This window comes from Oleiphilus sp. HI0125 (genome assembly GCF_001635355.1).
This window is the reverse complement of sequence record NZ_LWGF01001166.1, coordinates 1-18771: the sequence shown is the minus strand read 5'-3', so window position 1 is coordinate 18771 and position 18771 is coordinate 1. Positions and strand designations below refer to the sequence as shown.

Sequence of the window (18771 nt, the reverse complement as noted above, 5' to 3'; positions counted from 1 at the left end):
TGTTTTACGACGCTTAATTGAAAGCTTACTTAGGAAAAAAATATGTTGTTTTTTTTAATGTGTTCCGAAAGATCCGGAAGTAACTTTATAACAAAACTTATGAACGGACATAAGAATATTTGCGGGCCGTCAGTCAAACATATAATCAACCCCGTGGCACGTAACCTCTTTCGTTATGGAGATCTAACGCAAGAAGAAAACTGGCGTACTTTGGTTCGTGATATTTTTGAGCTCTTTCAAGTGAAGTTTTCCATATGGAAGTATTCTCCAACCGTCGATGAGATGTTGGCGTTGGCTCCTAGAGGTGATGTGGTTAGTCTTTTACGAAACTTGTTCATGGCTGAGGCGAAAGAGCACGGAAAGCAGAGCGTCTTTATAAAAGAGAACCATACCTATGAGTTTTTGCCTTTCTTGTTGTTTAACTTTCCAGAGTCTAAATTTGTTTATTTGGTTCGAGATCCTCGTGATATGGCTTTGTCGTGGAAGAAAAACTCGGACCACCTAGGAGGAGTTGTTCAAGCGGCTAGACAATGGAAGCAGGACCAGCAACAGAACCTTAAGAATGCTTCCTTAATGAAAGGTTTGGGTAAAGCGCATTTTGTTAGATATGAAGATTTAACTGCTAATACCGAGATTGAGCTACATCAGATTTGCGACTTTTTGGGGATGCAATATGACCCGGGAATGTTGGAGTTCCACAAAGATAAATTGACGCAAGAAAACTCCAAAATGCAGAAAGCTTGGAATAACTTGTCGACTGGTATTATCGAAGATAACAGTAATAAATATTTAAAAGAGCTTTCTAAACAAGAGCTTATGGCAATAGAGAGTATCTGTCGATATGAAATGAAACATACTGGATACGAGCCCGTGTCAAGTGAGAGGGAGTTGGATAGTGTAACCGATGCTGACGTGGCTGTACTGCATAAACAAGAACTTGATGCGCTAGATTATTCTCGCACTGAAGGCGTTAAAGGAAATATGGTTGCGAAAGCAAAGTTTTATCAGCGGTAGTTATATGCATATTGAAGACAACAAAGTAGATGTTCCTGAAGTTTCAGTCCTAGTTCATACATTTAATCAGTCTGAGTATATTGAACAATGCTTAGATAGCGTGTGTTCTCAGAACACCACATTTAAATATGAGGTGATTGTTCACGATGACTGTTCAACTGACGATACAACAGAGATCTTATTAGCGTATAAAGAACAATATCCAGAAAAAATTCGTTTAGTAATTCAAGAGCAGAATAAGCGAAGCCAAGGGCACCGTGTTATATCGCTTTCATTGCCTCATGCAGAAGGAGATTATGTCGCCATCTGTGAGGGCGACGATTATTGGATTGATGAGCATAAACTCCAAAAACAATATGACGCCCTGCAACGCCATCCAAATGTCGATCTTTGCTTTCACCCCGCCAAACAATATCGAAACAAGAAATTTCATTCCATAATAAATGAATATTACAGCGAAGAGACCGTTATCCCTTTCGAAAACGTAGTGGAAGGGCGAGGGGGCTATATGCCGACGGCCTCTTTGTTTATTCGTAAATCTTCGATTTACCCGTTCCGGGATTGGTTTATTGAAAGAGCTCCAGTAGGCGATACTTTTATTCAGGCTCTAGGCTCTTCAAGAGGAGGCGCGCTTTTTTTGTCTGATTCAATGAGCGTTTATAACCGTTATAGCATTGGCTCTGCAACCGCAGGCAATTTGCGCAAGAGATCATTAGAACAGATAGCGAATCAAGCTGAGAATTATCGTGATTGCTACAATCAGCTATCAGTGGGGCTGAGCGAAAGTGAAAAGATGTCTTGCCGAATCGCTTTGTCTCAATTGATTTTTGACTTATCAGTGAAAGCGTTAGACGATGGATACATTGATTTGTTTAAATCGCTTTTTGATCGCGCTTGGCCTGATAAGCATAAGAAAAGTGCGTTTGTATACATAGTCTGGCTTGCTCGATATATTCACTTTTGTCGCCCAATAGTAAGAAAAAAGCTAGCTCATAAAAGAAACTTAGTTGTTACCTAAGGGATAGTATGTGCGGTTTTTCCGGTCTACTGAAAACACCTAGTGTAAGCCCGAGTGATGAATTATTGGTCAAGGGTAGTCTTGAGAGAATTCTTCAGCGTGGCCCCGATCAATCTGGTATTTGGGTTGGTGAAAAGATAATTCTTGGTCACCAACGCCTTTCTATTCATGATCTGAGCGCCTTGGGTAAGCAGCCAATGCTTTCTAGGTGCGAGCGTTATGTACTGGTTTTCAATGGTGAGATTTACAATTACGAAGAGTTGCGTGAGGAGCTTGTTGATTCAGGTTGCAAGTTTAAGGGAAGTTCAGATACCGAAGTGTTGCTTGCCGCTTTTGTACTTAACGGAATTGATAAAACTCTTTCCTCGTTGGTTGGTATGTTTGCTCTGGGGCTCTGGGATAGAGTAGAAGAAAAGCTAACTATCGCGCGGGACCGCTTCGGTGAAAAGCCATTGTACTATGGCTTGGTGGCAGGTAAGTTTGTTTTTAGCTCGCAGCTAAACTCGTTGCCTTTCAGTAAGGACGAAACTCCAAGCATTGATTTGGGTAGCTTGGGGCTTTATTTTCGGCATGGGTATATTCCAGCTCCGCATACTATATACCAGCGTGTACAAAAGTTAGAAGCAGGTTGTGTGGTTACAGTAAATTGCGCTGTTGGCGAATTAATGCTCAGCGAGCCTCGAAAATATTGGGATGGTTTTAGCTTTCTCAATCGGAAAACGGAAAAAGAATGTGGCTCTATTGCAGAAGTTACATGCGACCTTGATCTGTTAATAAACCAAAGTGTAGCTCTTCAAGCAAAGGCAGACGTACCTTTAGGTTGCTTTTTGTCAGGTGGCATAGATTCATCTACTGTTGCAGGTGTACTTCAATCGCAAAGCCCCTCTGCAATCGATACGTTTACGATTGGTTTTGATGATCCTCAATACAATGAAGCAAGGTTTGCTAAAGAGGTGGCGGGCCATATTGGTTCGCGACATCATGAGCTTTATGTAAACAGGCAAAATCTTTTGGATGTTGTACCTGCTATATCAACCATGTTTGATGAGCCGTTTTCGGACGCGTCACAGATCCCAACTTTTCTGGCTGGCCAATTGGCAAAAAAACACGTTACTGTTGCTTTATCTGGTGATGGAGGGGATGAGTTGTTTTGTGGATACAATCGATACCAGACATCAGCCAAGCGTTGGGAACAAGTGATTAGAATTCCTCGTTCATTTAGAGGGTGTACAAAAGGTTTTGTTAATCTTTTTGGCTCGAAACTGGCCTTCTCGGGCTCAAAGTTCTTAAAGGACTCGGGTCGAGCTGTTGAATATTTTTCATCACGAAATTTTCAGGCCTTTTATCGGCGTAGCGTCTCTTCGATTAATAACCCTCAAATATTAATACACGAAGCTCAATCCAAAGACGATAAGTTTTTTGATTCTCGGCTAGTCGGACTACCTCCACTCGATTATATGATGGCGCTGGATGCTAGGCATTATATGGCTGATGATATTCTTGTTAAGGTTGATCGTGCCTTTATGGCATCAAGCCTAGAAGGTAGGGTCCCGTTGCTTGACCATCGGATTTACGAGTTTGCGTGGTCTCTTCCGTTGTCGTACCACACCTATGATGGCCGTGGTAAGTTTCTACTGCGGCAGGTATTGAATAGATATATACCGGAAGAACTATATGACCGTCCTAAAACCGGCTTTGGGGTTCCTTTGGCTCAATGGCTTCGAAACGATCTAAAAGACTGGGCATATTGTGGGATTGAGATGTCAGGAGATGAACTTAACAAACCTTTGATCCACAAGCTGTGGGAGCAGCATCAGGCATGTAAGATTGATTGGTCGGGGCTGCTTTGGTCGATAGCCAACTATAATTATTGGAAGGTGAGCATTTAATGGCATTGCCAAAGCGGTTCACTTTTTTTTTAAAAACGATTTTATTGTTTTTCTATGTGTTCAATCTCAAGTTTATTGGAGTAGAACTGTTACCCACGATTCGAATTGCGTTCGTGCTATTATTTTTTATGTTTGGCTTGGCTGCATTGCGTTTTTTGAAAGAAGAGGTTCGTCAAAACCCAATCATATTTACTATATTTTCAGCTGTTTTTGTTTGGGCCTTCTGTTCTTCAGCTATCGGTTATTCGGAGCCTCCAGGTATATTTAATTCGGTATTCGTACTTTTTGTGTTTAGTGTATTTGGGGCAATACTGTTTAGCTTTGTTTTCAAGAGCCGAGAAGAGTTGTTAAAGGCATTCTTATTCATTGTTTTTATTCAAGCTTTCTTTGTTTATGTAGGTTTTGCTAGTCTCGAGTTTCGGCAGTTTACTGCGTCTATTCTTGTGGAGTCAGGGAATATACCTTTGTTGTCGGGTAGTCGAGTGGCGGGCTTCACGAACAGCTCAGGTTCAAGTCTATCGTTCACGCTGGCTTTAGGAGTTTTTTCGGCGATGCTGCTGCTTATGAAAGCGGACAGTTTAAAAGTTCGAACGGGATATATGGCTGCAGCGGTGTTTATCACTGTTGCTTGTATTTTTGTGGGAAAGCTGGGGCTGCTGTTCTCAGGTTGTGCGGTTTTGTTAGCCAGTCTGTTAGTTTCTATGAAGTCTTTAAAGGGTTTGTCGCATTTGTTGGTGTTATGGTTGGGTGGGGCGTTTGTAGCTATCTGTTCTTTGCTAGTACTATTCGTTTTTTTTCCAGAAGTGCAAGGTCAATTCGCTTACGCGATGCTTCGTTCGTTCTCTATCTTTATCTCCGGTGAAGATTCTACTGCGACGGCGTTGCTGGAGATGCCAATCCCAGAGCTTGGCATAAATACTGTTATCGGGCATGGCGGGCTGAGTGTATTTGGCCATGAAAATGCCACCCATTCAGATATTGGTTATGTCCGATCATATTTTTCATTGGGATTGATTTTCTCGTTTCTCTTATATTCGACATTGTTTCTTTTCTTATTGAAAAAATTGTTAAGAGAAAAGAGTCGTTCTTCATTCGTGTTTTTATTAAGCGTGATGATGTTTTTGTTTGTGTCGGAGTTAAAAGAACCTTTTATATTCAAAGTGAATTTTGTCTTTTTTCTTCTTGTTCTCTTTTTTGTCACAGCTAAAGAATCGGCCCGATTTAAAGCGCATAGTGCAGCGGAGCTCGTATGTCGATGAAGCTCATTATGTTCGTTCTCCCTAACCTGAGTGCCGGTGGAGCTGAACGTGTAACCTTAAACTTCATACGTCAGTTAGAACCTAGCTCTTATAAAGTTGACCTTGTTGTATTCGATAAAACGCCCGATTTGTTATCACTAGTTCCTTCAATAGCAGAGTTAACAGATCTCAAGACGTTCAAAGCAAGTCGGTCGTTGTTTCGTTTGTATAAAACTATCAGGCGGCTTAAACCTGATTTCGTCTATAGCTCCCACTCTAGGGTTGCCGTCCTATTGGCGTTGATTAAATTGGTAGATGGAAATTTTAGGTTTATTGCTCGTGTGCCTAGTATGCCTTCTCTAGAACGCGAACAAGGTTACACAAAACCTGTTACAGCAAAGCTTTATGCCTGGGCATTCAAGTGCGCCGATGCTGTTTTAGCCCAAACAGTGGAAATGAAAGATGATGTGGCAGCTGAATACGGTGTCAAAGCCGAAAAAATAATGGTTGCTAGCAACCCTCTGGATACGCGTTTTATTAATGAAAAGCTCAAAGGTGTAAATTCGCCTTTTAGAAGTGATGAAATAAATATAGTTGCATCGGGGCGTCATTCGCGGGAGAAGGGTTTTGATATCTTGCTTGAGGCCTTTGCAAGCGTTGTCAGTAATATTCCTAATGCGAAATTGACCGTCTTAGGGCGCGAAGGTGAACAAACCTCAGTATTAACCGGCTTAGTTGAAAAGTACTCGTTGCAGAACTCGGTCACTTTTACTGGATTTACGGATAACCCCTATCTGTACTATCAATATTGTGATGTGTTTGTTCTCAGCTCTCGATGGGAGGGTTATCCAAATGCCTTGCTCGAAAACTATTACTTGAATACACCTTTGGTTGCTACACAATGTGTGCCTGTGGTGGCTCGCCTTGTTAAAAATGAGGTGAATGGTTTTGCTGTACCTAACGATCCACAACCCGCATCTCTATCTGATTATATTATCAAAGCACTGAGCTTAAAGCGGAACGATATTAAGAACGAGTTAGTCGCTAGTTTTGATTTTAATAAACTTCTTGAGAGTGAAATCTAGGGATAATTATGTGTGGTTTCTCTGGGGTTATTGGACAGTATTCTGAAGAACTTCATAAACAAGTGATGTCCGCACTACGCTATATTCATCATCGAGGCCCCGATAATAAAGATGTCTGGAGCTCATCTAATATTATCTTGGGTCATACTCGCTTAAGCATACTTGACCTTTCAGACCACGCGAATCAACCCTTTACTTCGAAGTGTGGTCGATACACGATCGCTTACAATGGTGAAGTGTATAACTATAAAGAGCTGGCAGCTCAACATGGGCTGATCAACTTAAAAACAAGTTCCGATACAGAAGTGGTTGTCGAGCTCTTCGCGAAGTTGGGTGTCGAGAGTTTTGAAAAACTGAACGGTATGTTCGCGTTTGCCATCTACGATTCGGAAGATAACAGGACTTATCTCTGTCGAGATCGACTTGGTATTAAGCCTCTTTATCTCTCTAAATTGGAGAAAAAGATTTGTTTTGGTTCTGAAATAAAAGCCTTGGAAAAACTTGCCGCAACTTCAAATGACTTAAATGCTCCCAAGTTGCATGAATGGTTTTATTACGGCAATGCCTTAGGCCGTGAAACTCTTTTGAAGGGTGTCGAAAGAGTCATGCCCGGTACCTATGTCGTGATTGATTGTGGGTCGCATTGTATTGATGAACAGAGATATTGGTCTGTTCGTAGCTCGCTTCCTGAGAAAGCTAATTCACAGGTCCTGAGTGAAGATGAAACGGTTATCAAAGTGCGAGAATTATTGAATTCTGCAGTCAAACGCCAGTTGGTTAGCGATGTGCCTGTTGGGGTATTTTTGTCAGGCGGAATTGATTCAAGTGCAATTACCGCGTTTGCTGCACAAGAGCTTGGTTCTGATTTAAGCACTTATTCCGTTAAGTTCGATTATGACAAAGGCATCAACGAGCTGCCTAGGGCTCGGCAGGTTGCCGAGATGTATGGCACGAATCATCATGAATTTGAGATTGGTGGATATGACGTTGCAGATACGGTCGTTAAGATGGTCGAACATCATGATCATCCTTTTTCTGATGCTGCCAATATCCCTCTTTTTCTACTTTCCCAGCAGGTGGGAGATAAGACGAAAGTCATTCTCCAAGGTGATGGTGGCGATGAGTTGTTTGCTGGGTACCAGCGGTACAATACCTTAGCTAATTTTCGAAGAATGAAGTTGCTCGCTCACGTTGGCAGTGTGGTGAATAAGTTTTTACCAGAAAATGCAAGGTCGCACTCTCGACAGAGGTATATTGATGCCTTGTTAGCTGACGAGGATTACAAGGTAATGGCCGCGTTGCTAACTGTTGAAAGTGAACGTGTTCCCCCTACTCGAGTTTTATCTGATTCTTATCGTTCCAATGTCGAGCGATATGATTTTGGGGGGCGTTATAAAGAAGTAGCAAAGAGGTTTGAGGACCAAGATCTGGTAAATAAAATGTTGATGACCGATCTTGAAATTATATTACCTGATATTTTTTTAGAGAAAGTAGATCGTTCAACAATGGCTGGCAGCGTCGAAGTTCGTGTGCCGTTTTTGGATAATGATATTGTCGATTTTTGCATTAGTTTGCCCTCGCATTTAAAGGTAAAAAAAGGACAACAAAAATATTTATTGAAACGCGCACTTGATGGTATTGTGCCTGCGGATATTTTGTACGGTCCTAAGACTGGTTTTGGTGTTCCGTTTGGGTATTGGTTAAAAGGGCCTCTACAAGAATTATTTTGGGACAGTTTTTCGAGGTTTAAGCTTGCTAACTCGCAGGTCCTTGATGAGACGAAAATGAGGCGTATTTTTGCAGATTTCAGTGATGGGCGAAGGGATGATGGTTTTCTATTTTGGAAACTACTCAACTTAGTCATATGGGCCAACAAGAATAAAGTAAGTTTTGGATGAGAAAATATATACTAGTCGGGGCTAAACCTGGCTCATTCAACGAGAGCGCTAATAATCCAGGGGGGCAGCTCACAGCCTCCAAAGGTTTATATAGTTATGCGCAATCTAATGGGGATGAATTGCATGTCATTGATACGTTGCAAACGAGTTTCCCAGTACCTCCAATACGCGAAAGATTGAAGAAAGGTTTGAGACGAATAAAGGAGCTGATAGCTCTGCTGGCGAAAGGTAATGTCGAAGGCTTAATTGTTTTTGCATGTGCGGGGTTTAGCTTTTACGAACGCGTTTTGATGTGTGGTTTGGCTCGGCTCTACGGTGTAAAAAGCGTTTTCTTTATGAGAGACGGTTTCTTTCAGCAATTTGTAGAGAAGAGTAAAGTCACATACTTGATCGTAAAGCTACTTCTTAGGTTACCCCACGTGATGGGCGCTCAGGGCGAAAGTTGGGTAACTGTGTTCAAGCAATTAGGGGTATCTGACGACAAAATCGTAGTTGTGAGGAATTGGCTAAGTAAAGAATTCCCAGTAAGAACGACGCCTATCAGTCTAGAAAAAGGGCAAAAGCCTAAATTTATATTTGTAGGTTGGCTCGTAGAAGATAAAGGGGTATTGGAGCTAATTGAGGCGTGTGAAAACTTATCAAGAGACTACGCCTTTGAGATGCAACTAGTAGGAGATGGCTCTTTAATGGAGCAATTAGAGGCTAGACTTGTGGGTTCAGACTTATCGCAAACTATATCTCTGTTAGGTTGGCGTTCTCCTGAACAAGTCTTGGAATTACTGAGGACATCTCATATTTTTGTTTTACCATCGAAAGCAGAAGGGTTCCCGAATGCTATGTTGGAGGCTATGGCTATTGCCTTGCCATGTATTTGTACAAACGTGGGAGCTATAGCCGATAGCTTAAAGAACGGCGTTAATGGGGCCTTGCTTGAAACAGGTTCTAGTGAAGAGATTGCATCGGCAATGAAACAGTATTTAGAAAATACTGAGTTGATTGAATGTCAATCTGCTGAAGCAATTTCGATTGTTCAAAACCAGCACAGTTTAGAAGTTAACTGTGCCAAGCTTTTTAGCCAGTTCGCATAATTTTTCATAAGCCCAGTATTTGTTATAAGGAGTTAGTTTGTGTGTGGCATTGCAGGAGGTGTGGGACGCCTTGATGAAAGCGTATTGTTGCGCATGGCTAAAAAAATGTCTCATAGAGGGCCTGATAATCTCGCTACCTACTCTGAAGGAGATGTTCACTTAGCGCACGCGCGGTTAAGCATAATTGATCTTTCTCCCACTAGCGACCAGCCTCTGTGGGATACTGAAAGACGCGCTTGTATTGTATTTAATGGTGAAATTTATAACTTCCAGGAACTCAGAAATGAACTGGTTGAACAAGGTGTTCTATTTAATTCTGATGGGGATGCAGAAGTCCTTCTTAACCTATATTTAAGCGACGGTTTGGACTTTTTCAAAAAGATTAATGGAATATTTTCATTTGCAATTTGGGACGCTCGACATCAAAAACTTGTGATTGCGAGAGATCATTTTGGTGTAAAGCCACTTTATTATGCGCAAAATAGCCAAGGCTTCTATTTTGCAAGCGAAATTAAGTCATTGCTGGAAATAGACTCTGTGGAGCGCACTTTTAATTTTAATGCGCTATACCGTACATTGATTTTTCTGTATAGCCCTGGATCAGAAACGCTTCTGAAGTCCGTTCATAAGGTTCCGCCAGGTGAGTACTTGGTAGTGGAGTTAGGTGAAATAGTAGAGCGAAAAGCTTACTGGCACTGGCCATCCTACTCTCCTGTTGAAACTTCTATTGAGGCTCATGCTGATAAAGTTCTAAATGCTTTGAGGGATTCGGTAAACGACCAGTTAGTTTCCGACGTACCCTTAGGCTCATTTTTGTCCGGGGGCTTGGATTCCAGTTTATTAGTGGCTCTTGCTGCCGAAAAAAAGCATGATGACCTGCCATGTTTTACGATTGATTCTAATGATGGTAAAGCTAACGATGGTTTCGAAGATGATTTGCCATATGCTAAGAAAGTGGCAAATCATCTCGGAGTACCGTTGGATATTTTAAAAGCCACCCCTGACATCGTTAACCAACTACCGGAAATGATTTATCACCTTGATGAATTGCAAGCTGATCCTGCTCCACTTAATGTGCTGATGATTTGTGAAAGGTCTAGACATCAAGGTGTAAAAGTCCTCCTTTCGGGGGCAGGTGGTGATGATATGTTCAGTGGTTATCGTCGACATTTGGCTATTAAATTTGAAAGATATTGGAGTTTCTTACCAAAGAGTATACGAAAACTGATTAAATCAGTCAGTTCGAGTTTGCCGAAAAATAATGCCCTTATGCGTCGTATCTCCAAAGCGTTTTCATATGCTGATCTTGATGCTAACGAACGCTTATTATCTTATTTTTTCTGGTTGGACCCTGCACGAGTCAGGGATTTATTCACTGATGAAATTAAGCTGAAGCTTTCTCCAGACCCCCTCGGTTTCATCTATGAAGAGTTGGATTGTCTTGAGTATAAAGATGCGCTTGAAAAAATGCTATTTCTAGAGCGTCGCTATTTTCTGGTAGATCATAATTTTAATTATACTGACAAAATGAGTATGGCTCGTGGCGTAGAGGTTAGGGTTCCCTTCTTAGATAAGCGGGTTGCAGAGGCGGCTTCTCAGGTACCTTCGTCCTTAAAGCAGAATGGTAAGATAGGAAAATGGATACTGAAAAAAGCTGCTGAGCAGAAATTGCCTAAAGAAATAATTTATCGATCAAAATCCGGTTTTGGCGCTCCACTGAGAGAGTGGCTAAAGGGTGATTTGTCCAACATGGTAGATGACGAATTGCGTGCTTGTAAAATTGCGCGCCGCGGAGTGTTCGATCCTCAAAAAATCAAGGAACTAATTGATCGTGATCGTTCAGGTAAAGAAGACGCCTCCTATACAATTTTCGCGTTATTGTGTTTTGAAGTATGGTGTCAAACTTTTATTGACGCTGGTGTTGACGGGTGATTGGCAAAAATTGGTGAGCTAGGTTAACTGTAATCTAGTTGTATGACTGTAAAGAACTTATTCACATTTAGTATTGGATAGTATTTTGAAACAAATCCTCCAAAATATGGGGAGCGGTGAAACGAGTATCATCGATTCGCCCGCTCCTTCAAAAAAAGCAAATCACCTTTTAATTAACACTACTTGTAGCTTAGTGTCCGTGGGTACTGAGCGCATGCTTGTTGAGTTTGGTAAAGCCAATTATTTAGACAAAGCTCGCCAGCAGCCAGATAAGGTGAAAATGGTACTGGATAAGGTTAAAACCGATGGTCTCGTCACAACCATTGATGCCGTAAAAAGCAAGCTCGAACAGCCTTTACCCTTAGGGTACTGCAACGTAGGTGTTATATATGAGGCTGGTGTAGGTTGTGAGGATTGGAGATCAGGCGATCGTGTTGTTTCTAACGGCCCGCATGCAGATGTGGTAAATGTGGGTAAGAACCTTTGTGCGAGAATTCCTGATAACGTTAGCGATGAAGAGGCTTCTTTTACTGTCATCGGCTCAATCGGCCTGCAGGGCATTCGTTTGGCTAAACCGACACTTGGCGAAGCGTTTGTGGTTACAGGTGTTGGCCTCATTGGTCTAATGGCTGTTCAGTTACTGGTAGCCAATGGTTGTCGGGTTTTAGCCATTGATTACGATCAGAGTAAGCTTGAACTAGCGAAGCAGTTTGGCGCGAATATTTGTAACCCCGGGCTTGGTGAAGACCCTGTAAGCGCAGGGATGGCCTTTAGCAAGGGGCGTGGCGTGGATGGTGTGATTATTACTGCCTCTACTCCTTCAAATGACCCTGTCTCCAATGCAGCCAATATGTCGCGCAAACGTGGCCGTATAGTTTTAGTTGGCGTGGTTGGTCTTGAGCTGAATCGCGCAGAGTTTTATGAGAAAGAACTTAGCTTTCAGGTGTCTTGTTCTTATGGTCCAGGGCGATATGACCCAGTCTATGAGGCGCAAGGGCAAGATTACCCTTTAGGCTTCGTGCGTTGGACGGAGCAACGTAACTTTGAAGCCATTCTCGATATGATGGCGGCAGGTAAACTTAATCTCGAGCCGTTGATTAGCCATCGCTTTGATTTTGATGCAGCAACGCAAGCGTATGATGTACTAACTTCGGATAAATCTGCACTGGGTATTTTGTTGGAATATTCCAGTTCTTCAGCGAGCCGGCATTTTGCCAATGTCAAACTGAAAGAGGTTTGTAAGCCCTCTGAGTATGGTCTTTCTGACAGTACAGATGCTTCTTCAAAAAGTGAGGGTGTTCAGCCGCAGGTTGCGTTTATTGGAGCGGGTAACTATGCATCGCGTATGTTGGTCCCGGCCTTCACGAAAGCTGATGCCGAGCTTGTAACAATCGCTTCCTCAGGCGGCGTGAGTGGCGTTGTACATGGTAAAAAGCATGGCTTTGCAGAAGCAACTACCGATACCAAGGGCTTAATTGAAAGTCCAGATAACAATACGGTTGTCATTGTTACTCAGCATAATACGCATGCTGCGTTTGTAGCTAAATTATTGGCGGCGGGCAAGCATGTGTTTGTGGAAAAGCCTCTGGCAATTACGCGCGAGCAGCTCGAAGAAGTAAAAGGCGCTTATCAAGCTGCTTCTGAAAAGACACAACCACCAAAGCTAATGCTTGGTTTTAATCGCCGCTTCTCACCGCATGTACAAAAAATAAAGGCGCTTTTGGAGCCAGTAAAAGAGCCGAAAACGTTTTTGATGACTATGAATGCCGGGGCGATACCCTCTGACCACTGGACGCAAGATGCTGCTGTGGGTGGAGGCCGAATTATTGGTGAAGCATGCCATTTTATTGATTTGATGCGTTTTCTGTGCGGAGCAAAGGTTAAATCTGTACATGCTCAGTGTATGGGGGCTGTTGACGGAGTAGATGTTACTGAGGACAAAGCGGTTATTAATCTAGCTTTTGAAGATGGTTCTTTCGGTACCATTCACTACCTTGCAAATGGCCACTCTTCTTTTCCAAAGGAACGGGTTGAGGTATTCACTGCAGGGCGAGTTTTGCAGCTTGATAACTTTAGAAAGTTAAAAGGCTTTGGCTGGCCAGGCTTTAAAAAACTCAACACTTGGAAGCAAGATAAAGGGCAAGAGGCTTGTGTTAAAGCATTTCTTGATTCAATCAAGAGCGGGGCGGCTTCACCTATCTCTTACGATGAGATTATTGATGTGGCTGAAGTGTCGCTCGAGGCGGTAGAGCAAATTAGAGCTTGCGAGTGAGTTCGAGGATTAGCTTGTTTTCTCAGAAGTTAAAAGCAGTAAAAGCTTTGGGCTTAGTGGGCGTAGCGCGCGCGGTGGTCTATCGTGTGAGTCTGTTGTCTGGTCTGAACCCGGTAAAGCGCCTTAATCATTCTATACCTGAAGCGCCATTTTTCAAGCCTTCAAGCACAAGCGCCGATAAAGTAGCGACGCTGCATGGTAATACTCAGTGGGATGTAAAGGGACCGGGAAGTGCCAAAAGTGTTAGTGCTTTGTGTTACTTCGGTTCTTGCACCGTTCCTTATAACTCTACAAACCCACCCAACTGGTTCTATGATCCTTTTAGTAAAACTGTCTTCGAACACACCGCTAAGCCTTGGTGGTTGATTCCGGACTTTGTAGAACCAGGTCGAGATATTAAGAGCACCTGGGAGCTTTCTCGTTTTGACTGGGTAATTCCCCTCTCGCAACGCGCAGCTCGTGAAGAAGGCGGTGCTTTAGAGCAACTCAATATTTGGCTGAAAGACTGGGTGAAACAAAATTCTCCCTATCTGGGCCCGAATTGGAAGTGTGGCCAAGAAGCTTCAATTCGTGTGATGCATTTGATATTCGCTGCTCTGATTCTGCAGCAGCAAAAGTCCGCTTTACCATCGTTGAGTTCTCTTGTTGAAATGCATTTAAAGCGCATACGTCCAACTCTGATGTATGCGCTTGCGCAAGACAACAATCACGGAACCTCAGAGGCAGCAGCTTTATGGTTAGGCGGGAGCTTCCTTGAGTTGAATGCTGAAACTCGAAAAGAGCAGGGGAAAAAGTATCAGAAAATAGGTGCCCATTTTCTTAATGAACGAGTAAACGCATTGATCATGGATGATGGTAGTTTCAGCCAATATTCTGTGACGTACCACCGCCTGATGCTGGAAACCATGAGCTTATGTGAGGTTTGGGCCCGAAGTTTGGGAATACAAGTATTCTCAGAAAAAAGCCAAAAACGACTCGCGCTCGCAACGCGCTGGTTAGAAGCGATGGTAGTGAGTGAAACGGGAGAGGCAGAGCAAAAGGGAGAACGTGAAGGTAAGAGTGATGTTCCGAACCTTGGGGCGAATGACGGGGCGCATCTTCTGCCGTTAACGGATGCAGGTTATCGGGATTTTCGGCCGGCAGTGAATTTGGCATCGTTTTTATTTTATTTGAGAGTGCCATATCAGAACCGATCTGCATTGGAGCATTTAAGGTGGCTTGGCTTTGGTGTCAGCGAGATCGGCTCATGCGTGACTAATACAGAAGCCGAAAAAAGCGATTTATCAGAACTTACTCATTTTACTGATGGCGGTTTTGTAAAGATGAAGCTTGAGGGTTTAAGTGTTTTCTTCCGTTATCCGCGTTTTCGGTTTCGCCCCAGTCAATGTGATGCCTTGCATATCGATGTCTGGCGAGGCTTGGACAATGTTCTTCGTGATGCTGGCTCATACTCTTACAATGCTCAGGCAGCCGAATTGAATTACTTTAATGGCCCCGCAGGACATAACACCATTGAGTTTGACCAGCGTGCAGCAATGCCTAAGCTAAGTCGTTTTTTATACGGGGAGTGGCTCAAGCCTCAAGGTGTTTGTGTAGAAGAGGCTACCGATGCTATGTGCTTTGAAGCAGGTTATACCGACTATGAAGGCGTGAGTCATCACCGTAGCCTTCATTTGAGTGGGAAGGTACTCACCGTTACTGATACTTGCTCGGGCTTTACGCATAGTGCCGTGCTGCGTTGGCGTTTGATAAACGCAGACTGGCAGGTTAACGATAGTTCAATTGCATCAGAGTTTACCTCGATTACTATTAGTTCGAGTGAAGAGCCAGTTCGGCGTGAGATTGTTAACGGATATGAATCGCGCTATTACATGCAGAAAGCTGAACTGCCCGTTCTTGAGCTTGAGTTTGCCGCACAACCAGATTCGGTATTAACAATCACAACAGAGATCAACATTCGCTAATGCACGTACTTTACTTCCACCAACATTTTTCAACACCTAAAGGCGCCGCAGGAATCCGCTCTTACCAGATGGCGCGACGTTTAGTACGTGATGGCCATAAGGTTACGATAGTTTGCGGAAGTTATAGTGGTGGCCAAACGGGTTTGGATAGCAACTTTGTCAAAGGGCGTCGTGTCGGTGAAGTAGATGGAATCAATATTATCGAGTTTAATCTTGCTTACTCTAATGCTGACGGGTTTGTGAAACGGGCAATGACCTTTTTGTTGTTTGCGATGAAGAGTATCGGTATTGCTCTGCGTTTGAATTACGACGTTGTTTTTGCGACGACGACACCGCTCACTGCCGGTATCCCAGGAATTTTTGCTCGCTGGTTGCGTCGCAAAACCTTTGTCTTTGAAGTGCGTGACCTATGGCCTGAACTTCCGCGTGAAATGGGGGTGATCAAAAACCCGTTTGTGTTGTCTTTGATGTATCTTCTTGAATGGGCTTCCTACCGATCGGCAAATCGCTGCATAGGGCTTTCTCCTGGAATCGTTGAAGGTATTACTAGGAGAGGTGTAGCGGCCGATAATGTTTGTTTAGTTCCTAATGGTTGTGACCTCGATATTTTCAACGTGGAGCTTGATGCGTGGCGTCCAGAGGATGTTGATAGTACCGACCTTATGGCTGTTTTTACCGGCACCCATGGTCAGGCCAATGGCTTGGATGCGGTGATTGACGCAGCCCTAGAACTCGAAACCCGAAAAGAGACGGGGGTTAAGATTGTGTTGATCGGTCAAGGCCAAATGAAGCCTAAGCTTCAAGAGCGCGTTAAAGAGCTCGGATTAGGCAATGTTGTATTCCATGCGCCCGTCGATAAGCAGCGTTTAGCGGGTTTGATGCTCAGTGCTGATATTGGTATGCAGTTGCTGGCAAACGTAAAAGCGTTTTATTTTGGTACTTCGCCTAACAAGTTTTTTGATTATTTAGCTGCAGGTCTACCAGTGTTAAATAACTATCCGGGCTGGGTTGCAGAACTTGTTACTGAGAACGAGTGCGGATTTGCCGTTCCCCCTGATGATCCGGAAGCGTTTGCTTCGTCATTGATCAATGTACGGGATAATCGAGAGCAGCTTAAGCAGATGGGGATGAATGCACGTAAGCTCGCCGTAGAGCGTTTCGCCCGTGAGGACTTGGCCGATGAATGGCTACGTTGGGTACTATACGCAGAAAAGTCACTTCAGAATAATACTGGCGCATATACCTTGGGCAATAACGTATGAAGCGTCTGCTTGATGTGCTGCTTTCTGCTACGGCATTGTTGGTGTTGTCGCCAGTAATAGTGCTAACAGCTATATTGGTGGGGCTAGGTTTGGGCCAGCCAGTGTTCTTTCGTCAACCCCGTCCTGGTTTAAATGGTAAACCCTTTGAGATGATTAAATTTCGAACCATGCGTGATGCGTTAGATAATCATGGAAATCAACTACCAGATTCAGAGCGCTTAACTAAGCTAGGCAAGTTTTTGCGTTCGAGCAGTCTGGATGAATTGCCAGAGCTCTGGAATGTATTGAAAGGCGATATGAGTTTAGTCGGCCCGCGTCCATTATTAATGGAATACCTTCCTCTTTATAGCGATGAACAGAAACGTCGGCATGAAGTGCGCCCTGGCGTAACAGGTTGGGCGCAAGTGAATGGCCGTAATGCGATTTCTTGGGACGAAAAGTTCAAACTTGATGTTTGGTATGTTGATAACCAAACCTTCTGGCTCGATGTAAAAATCCTGTTTTTGACGGTTTTTAAAGTGTTTAAGCGCGATGGGGTCTCGCAAGAGGGTGAGGCGACGATGGAGCGATTTAAGGGTTCTAACTCATGAGCCGTTTGGTCGTTGTCGGTGCCGGTGGGCATGGGAAAGTATGCGCTGATGTCGCTACGCTCATTGGTAATTGGGATGAGGTCGTTTTCGTAGATCAGAAGTACCCCGAGATTAAAAGCTGTGGGCGATGGCCAGTCGTTGCTTCTAGTTTAGAAAGTTTAGGGGATTGTGAGTTTTCCTTTTTCGTTGCGATCGGAGACAATCACGTACGTGCAAAGGTTTATGCTGAATGCACTGAATTAGGTTGTTCGCCTGTTACGCTTATTCACCCAAATGCGGTTATCGCAAGCGATACCCAGATTGGGGCCGGAACAGTCGTGTGCGCGGGTGTTGCGATTAATATCGGAGTTAAGGTTGGCGACTGCTGTATTGTAAATACTGGATCGACTATTGATCATGATTGCTTACTTGGTAAGGCCGTACACATATCCCCGGGTGCGCATTTAGCAGGTGAAGTAACAGTAGGTGATTATTCCTGGATTGGCACTGGTGCTGCAACCAAGCAGGTTTTACGTATAGGTAGTGATGTAATGATTGGTGTAGGTGCCGCAGTAGTGAGCGATTGCATAGAGCCGGGTATATATGCAGGTGTACCTGCTAAACGATTAAGTAGAAGAGATCCCTTTTGAGTTTTCAAACATTCCCTCCCTGGCCTGCCTTCACACAAGAAGAAGCAGATAAAGTCTCCGAAGTTCTATTATCCAATAGAGTGAATTACTGGACGGGTACTGAAGGCCGCAAATTTGAAAAAGAGTTCGCGAAGTTTGCTGATTGTGAATATTCGATTGCAGTTGCCAATGGCACGGTAGCTTTGGATCTCGCGCTTAAAGCATTAGGCATAGGTGAGGGCGATGAAGTGGTTGTCACGCCTCGTACCTTTTTTGCTTCGGTGAGCGCTATTATTAATTCCGGTGCAATGCCTGTGTTTGCGGATGTGGATCGAGATTCGCAAAACATCGCCCCCGAGACTGTTCGAAAAGTATTAACCTCGAAAACCAAAGCCATTGTTTGTGTGCATTTAGCCGGCTGGCCATGTGATATGGACGGCTTTAAGCTCTTGGCCGAAGAGTATAATCTAAAAATTATCGAAGACTGTGCCCAAGCACATGGTGCCAAGTACACAGGTACAGATGGTGTGACTCGTTCAGTAGGCTCGATTGGGCATATTGGTGCATGGTCGTTTTGTCAGGACAAGATCATGACCACTGGTGGTGAAGGCGGCATGGTTACGACCAATGACAAATCCCTTTGGGAAAAGATGTGGTCATTCAAAGATCACGGTAAGAGTTATGATGCGGTCTATCACCGCGAGCATGCTCCGGGCTTTCGCTGGTTGCATGAATCTTTCGGTACCAACTGGCGCTTAACCGAGATGCAATCAGCGATTGGGCGAATTCAATTAACACGTATACCTGATTGGACATTGGGTCGCACGCGCAATGCGAATGCAATTGCAGATGTCTGCCGAAAATTTGATTTCCTGCGTGTACCTGAGATTCCAGCCAACATCGTTCACGCTCA

Annotated in this window: 14 protein-coding genes; all 14 read left to right on the top strand. The window is 43.7% G+C overall.

The window, feature by feature from the left end; all coding sequences use genetic code 11:
* The first annotated feature begins 42 nt into the window (after positions 1-42).
* Positions 43-1014, top strand: a complete 972-nt coding sequence (locus tag A3762_RS20200; RefSeq protein ID WP_068757335.1) for a sulfotransferase — start codon at positions 43-45, stop codon at positions 1012-1014.
* On the top strand, positions 986-2032 hold the full coding sequence (locus A3762_RS20195; protein ID WP_156493623.1) for a glycosyltransferase: 1047 nt from the start codon (positions 986-988) through the stop codon (positions 2030-2032). The genes A3762_RS20200 and A3762_RS20195 overlap by 29 nt, the downstream gene beginning before the upstream one ends.
* An 8-nt stretch (positions 2033-2040) precedes the next feature.
* Positions 2041-3921 (top strand): asparagine synthase (glutamine-hydrolyzing), encoded by a 1881-nt coding sequence (gene asnB / locus A3762_RS20190; RefSeq protein WP_068757331.1) that lies wholly within the window; start codon positions 2041-2043, stop codon positions 3919-3921.
* 482 nt (positions 3922-4403) lie between these two features.
* Positions 4404-5180, top strand: coding sequence for a hypothetical protein (locus A3762_RS28490; protein WP_231878875.1), 777 nt, complete (start codon positions 4404-4406; stop codon positions 5178-5180).
* The gene (locus A3762_RS20180) at positions 5171-6244 is read left to right on the top strand and encodes a glycosyltransferase (RefSeq protein ID WP_068757327.1); all 1074 of its coding nucleotides are present in this window, start codon (positions 5171-5173) and stop codon (positions 6242-6244) included. The genes A3762_RS28490 and A3762_RS20180 overlap by 10 nt, the downstream gene beginning before the upstream one ends.
* An 8-nt stretch (positions 6245-6252) precedes the next feature.
* Complete coding sequence (asnB, locus tag A3762_RS20175) at positions 6253-8142, top strand: asparagine synthase (glutamine-hydrolyzing) (protein ID WP_068757325.1); 1890 nt, start codon at positions 6253-6255, stop codon at positions 8140-8142.
* Positions 8139-9230, top strand: a complete 1092-nt coding sequence (locus A3762_RS20170) for a glycosyltransferase family 4 protein (RefSeq protein ID WP_068757324.1) — start codon at positions 8139-8141, stop codon at positions 9228-9230. The genes asnB (A3762_RS20175) and A3762_RS20170 overlap by 4 nt, the downstream gene beginning before the upstream one ends.
* Before the next feature lie 39 nt (positions 9231-9269).
* Positions 9270-11162, top strand: coding sequence for an asparagine synthase (glutamine-hydrolyzing) (gene asnB, locus A3762_RS20165; protein ID WP_068757322.1), 1893 nt, complete (start codon positions 9270-9272; stop codon positions 11160-11162).
* Between the two features lie 85 nt (positions 11163-11247).
* Positions 11248-13434, top strand: a complete 2187-nt coding sequence (locus A3762_RS20160; protein WP_068757367.1) for a bi-domain-containing oxidoreductase — start codon at positions 11248-11250, stop codon at positions 13432-13434.
* Complete coding sequence (locus A3762_RS20155; protein WP_082869266.1) at positions 13431-15398, top strand: heparinase II/III family protein; 1968 nt, start codon at positions 13431-13433, stop codon at positions 15396-15398. The genes A3762_RS20160 and A3762_RS20155 overlap by 4 nt, the downstream gene beginning before the upstream one ends.
* Positions 15398-16660 (top strand): glycosyltransferase family 4 protein, encoded by a 1263-nt coding sequence (locus A3762_RS20150; RefSeq protein ID WP_068757320.1) that lies wholly within the window; start codon positions 15398-15400, stop codon positions 16658-16660. Before A3762_RS20155 ends, A3762_RS20150 begins: the two co-directional genes overlap by 1 nt.
* A complete protein-coding gene (locus A3762_RS20145; RefSeq protein WP_068755312.1) occupies positions 16657-17250 on the top strand; it encodes a sugar transferase in 594 nt (197 codons plus the stop codon). The genes A3762_RS20150 and A3762_RS20145 overlap by 4 nt, the downstream gene beginning before the upstream one ends.
* Entirely contained in the window at positions 17247-17879 is a 633-nt protein-coding gene (locus tag A3762_RS20140) for an acetyltransferase (RefSeq protein ID WP_068757318.1), read from the top strand. Before A3762_RS20145 ends, A3762_RS20140 begins: the two co-directional genes overlap by 4 nt.
* On the top strand, positions 17876-18771 hold an 896-nt coding region (locus tag A3762_RS20135), incomplete at its 3' end, for a DegT/DnrJ/EryC1/StrS aminotransferase family protein (protein WP_068757316.1). The genes A3762_RS20140 and A3762_RS20135, both read left to right, overlap by 4 nt.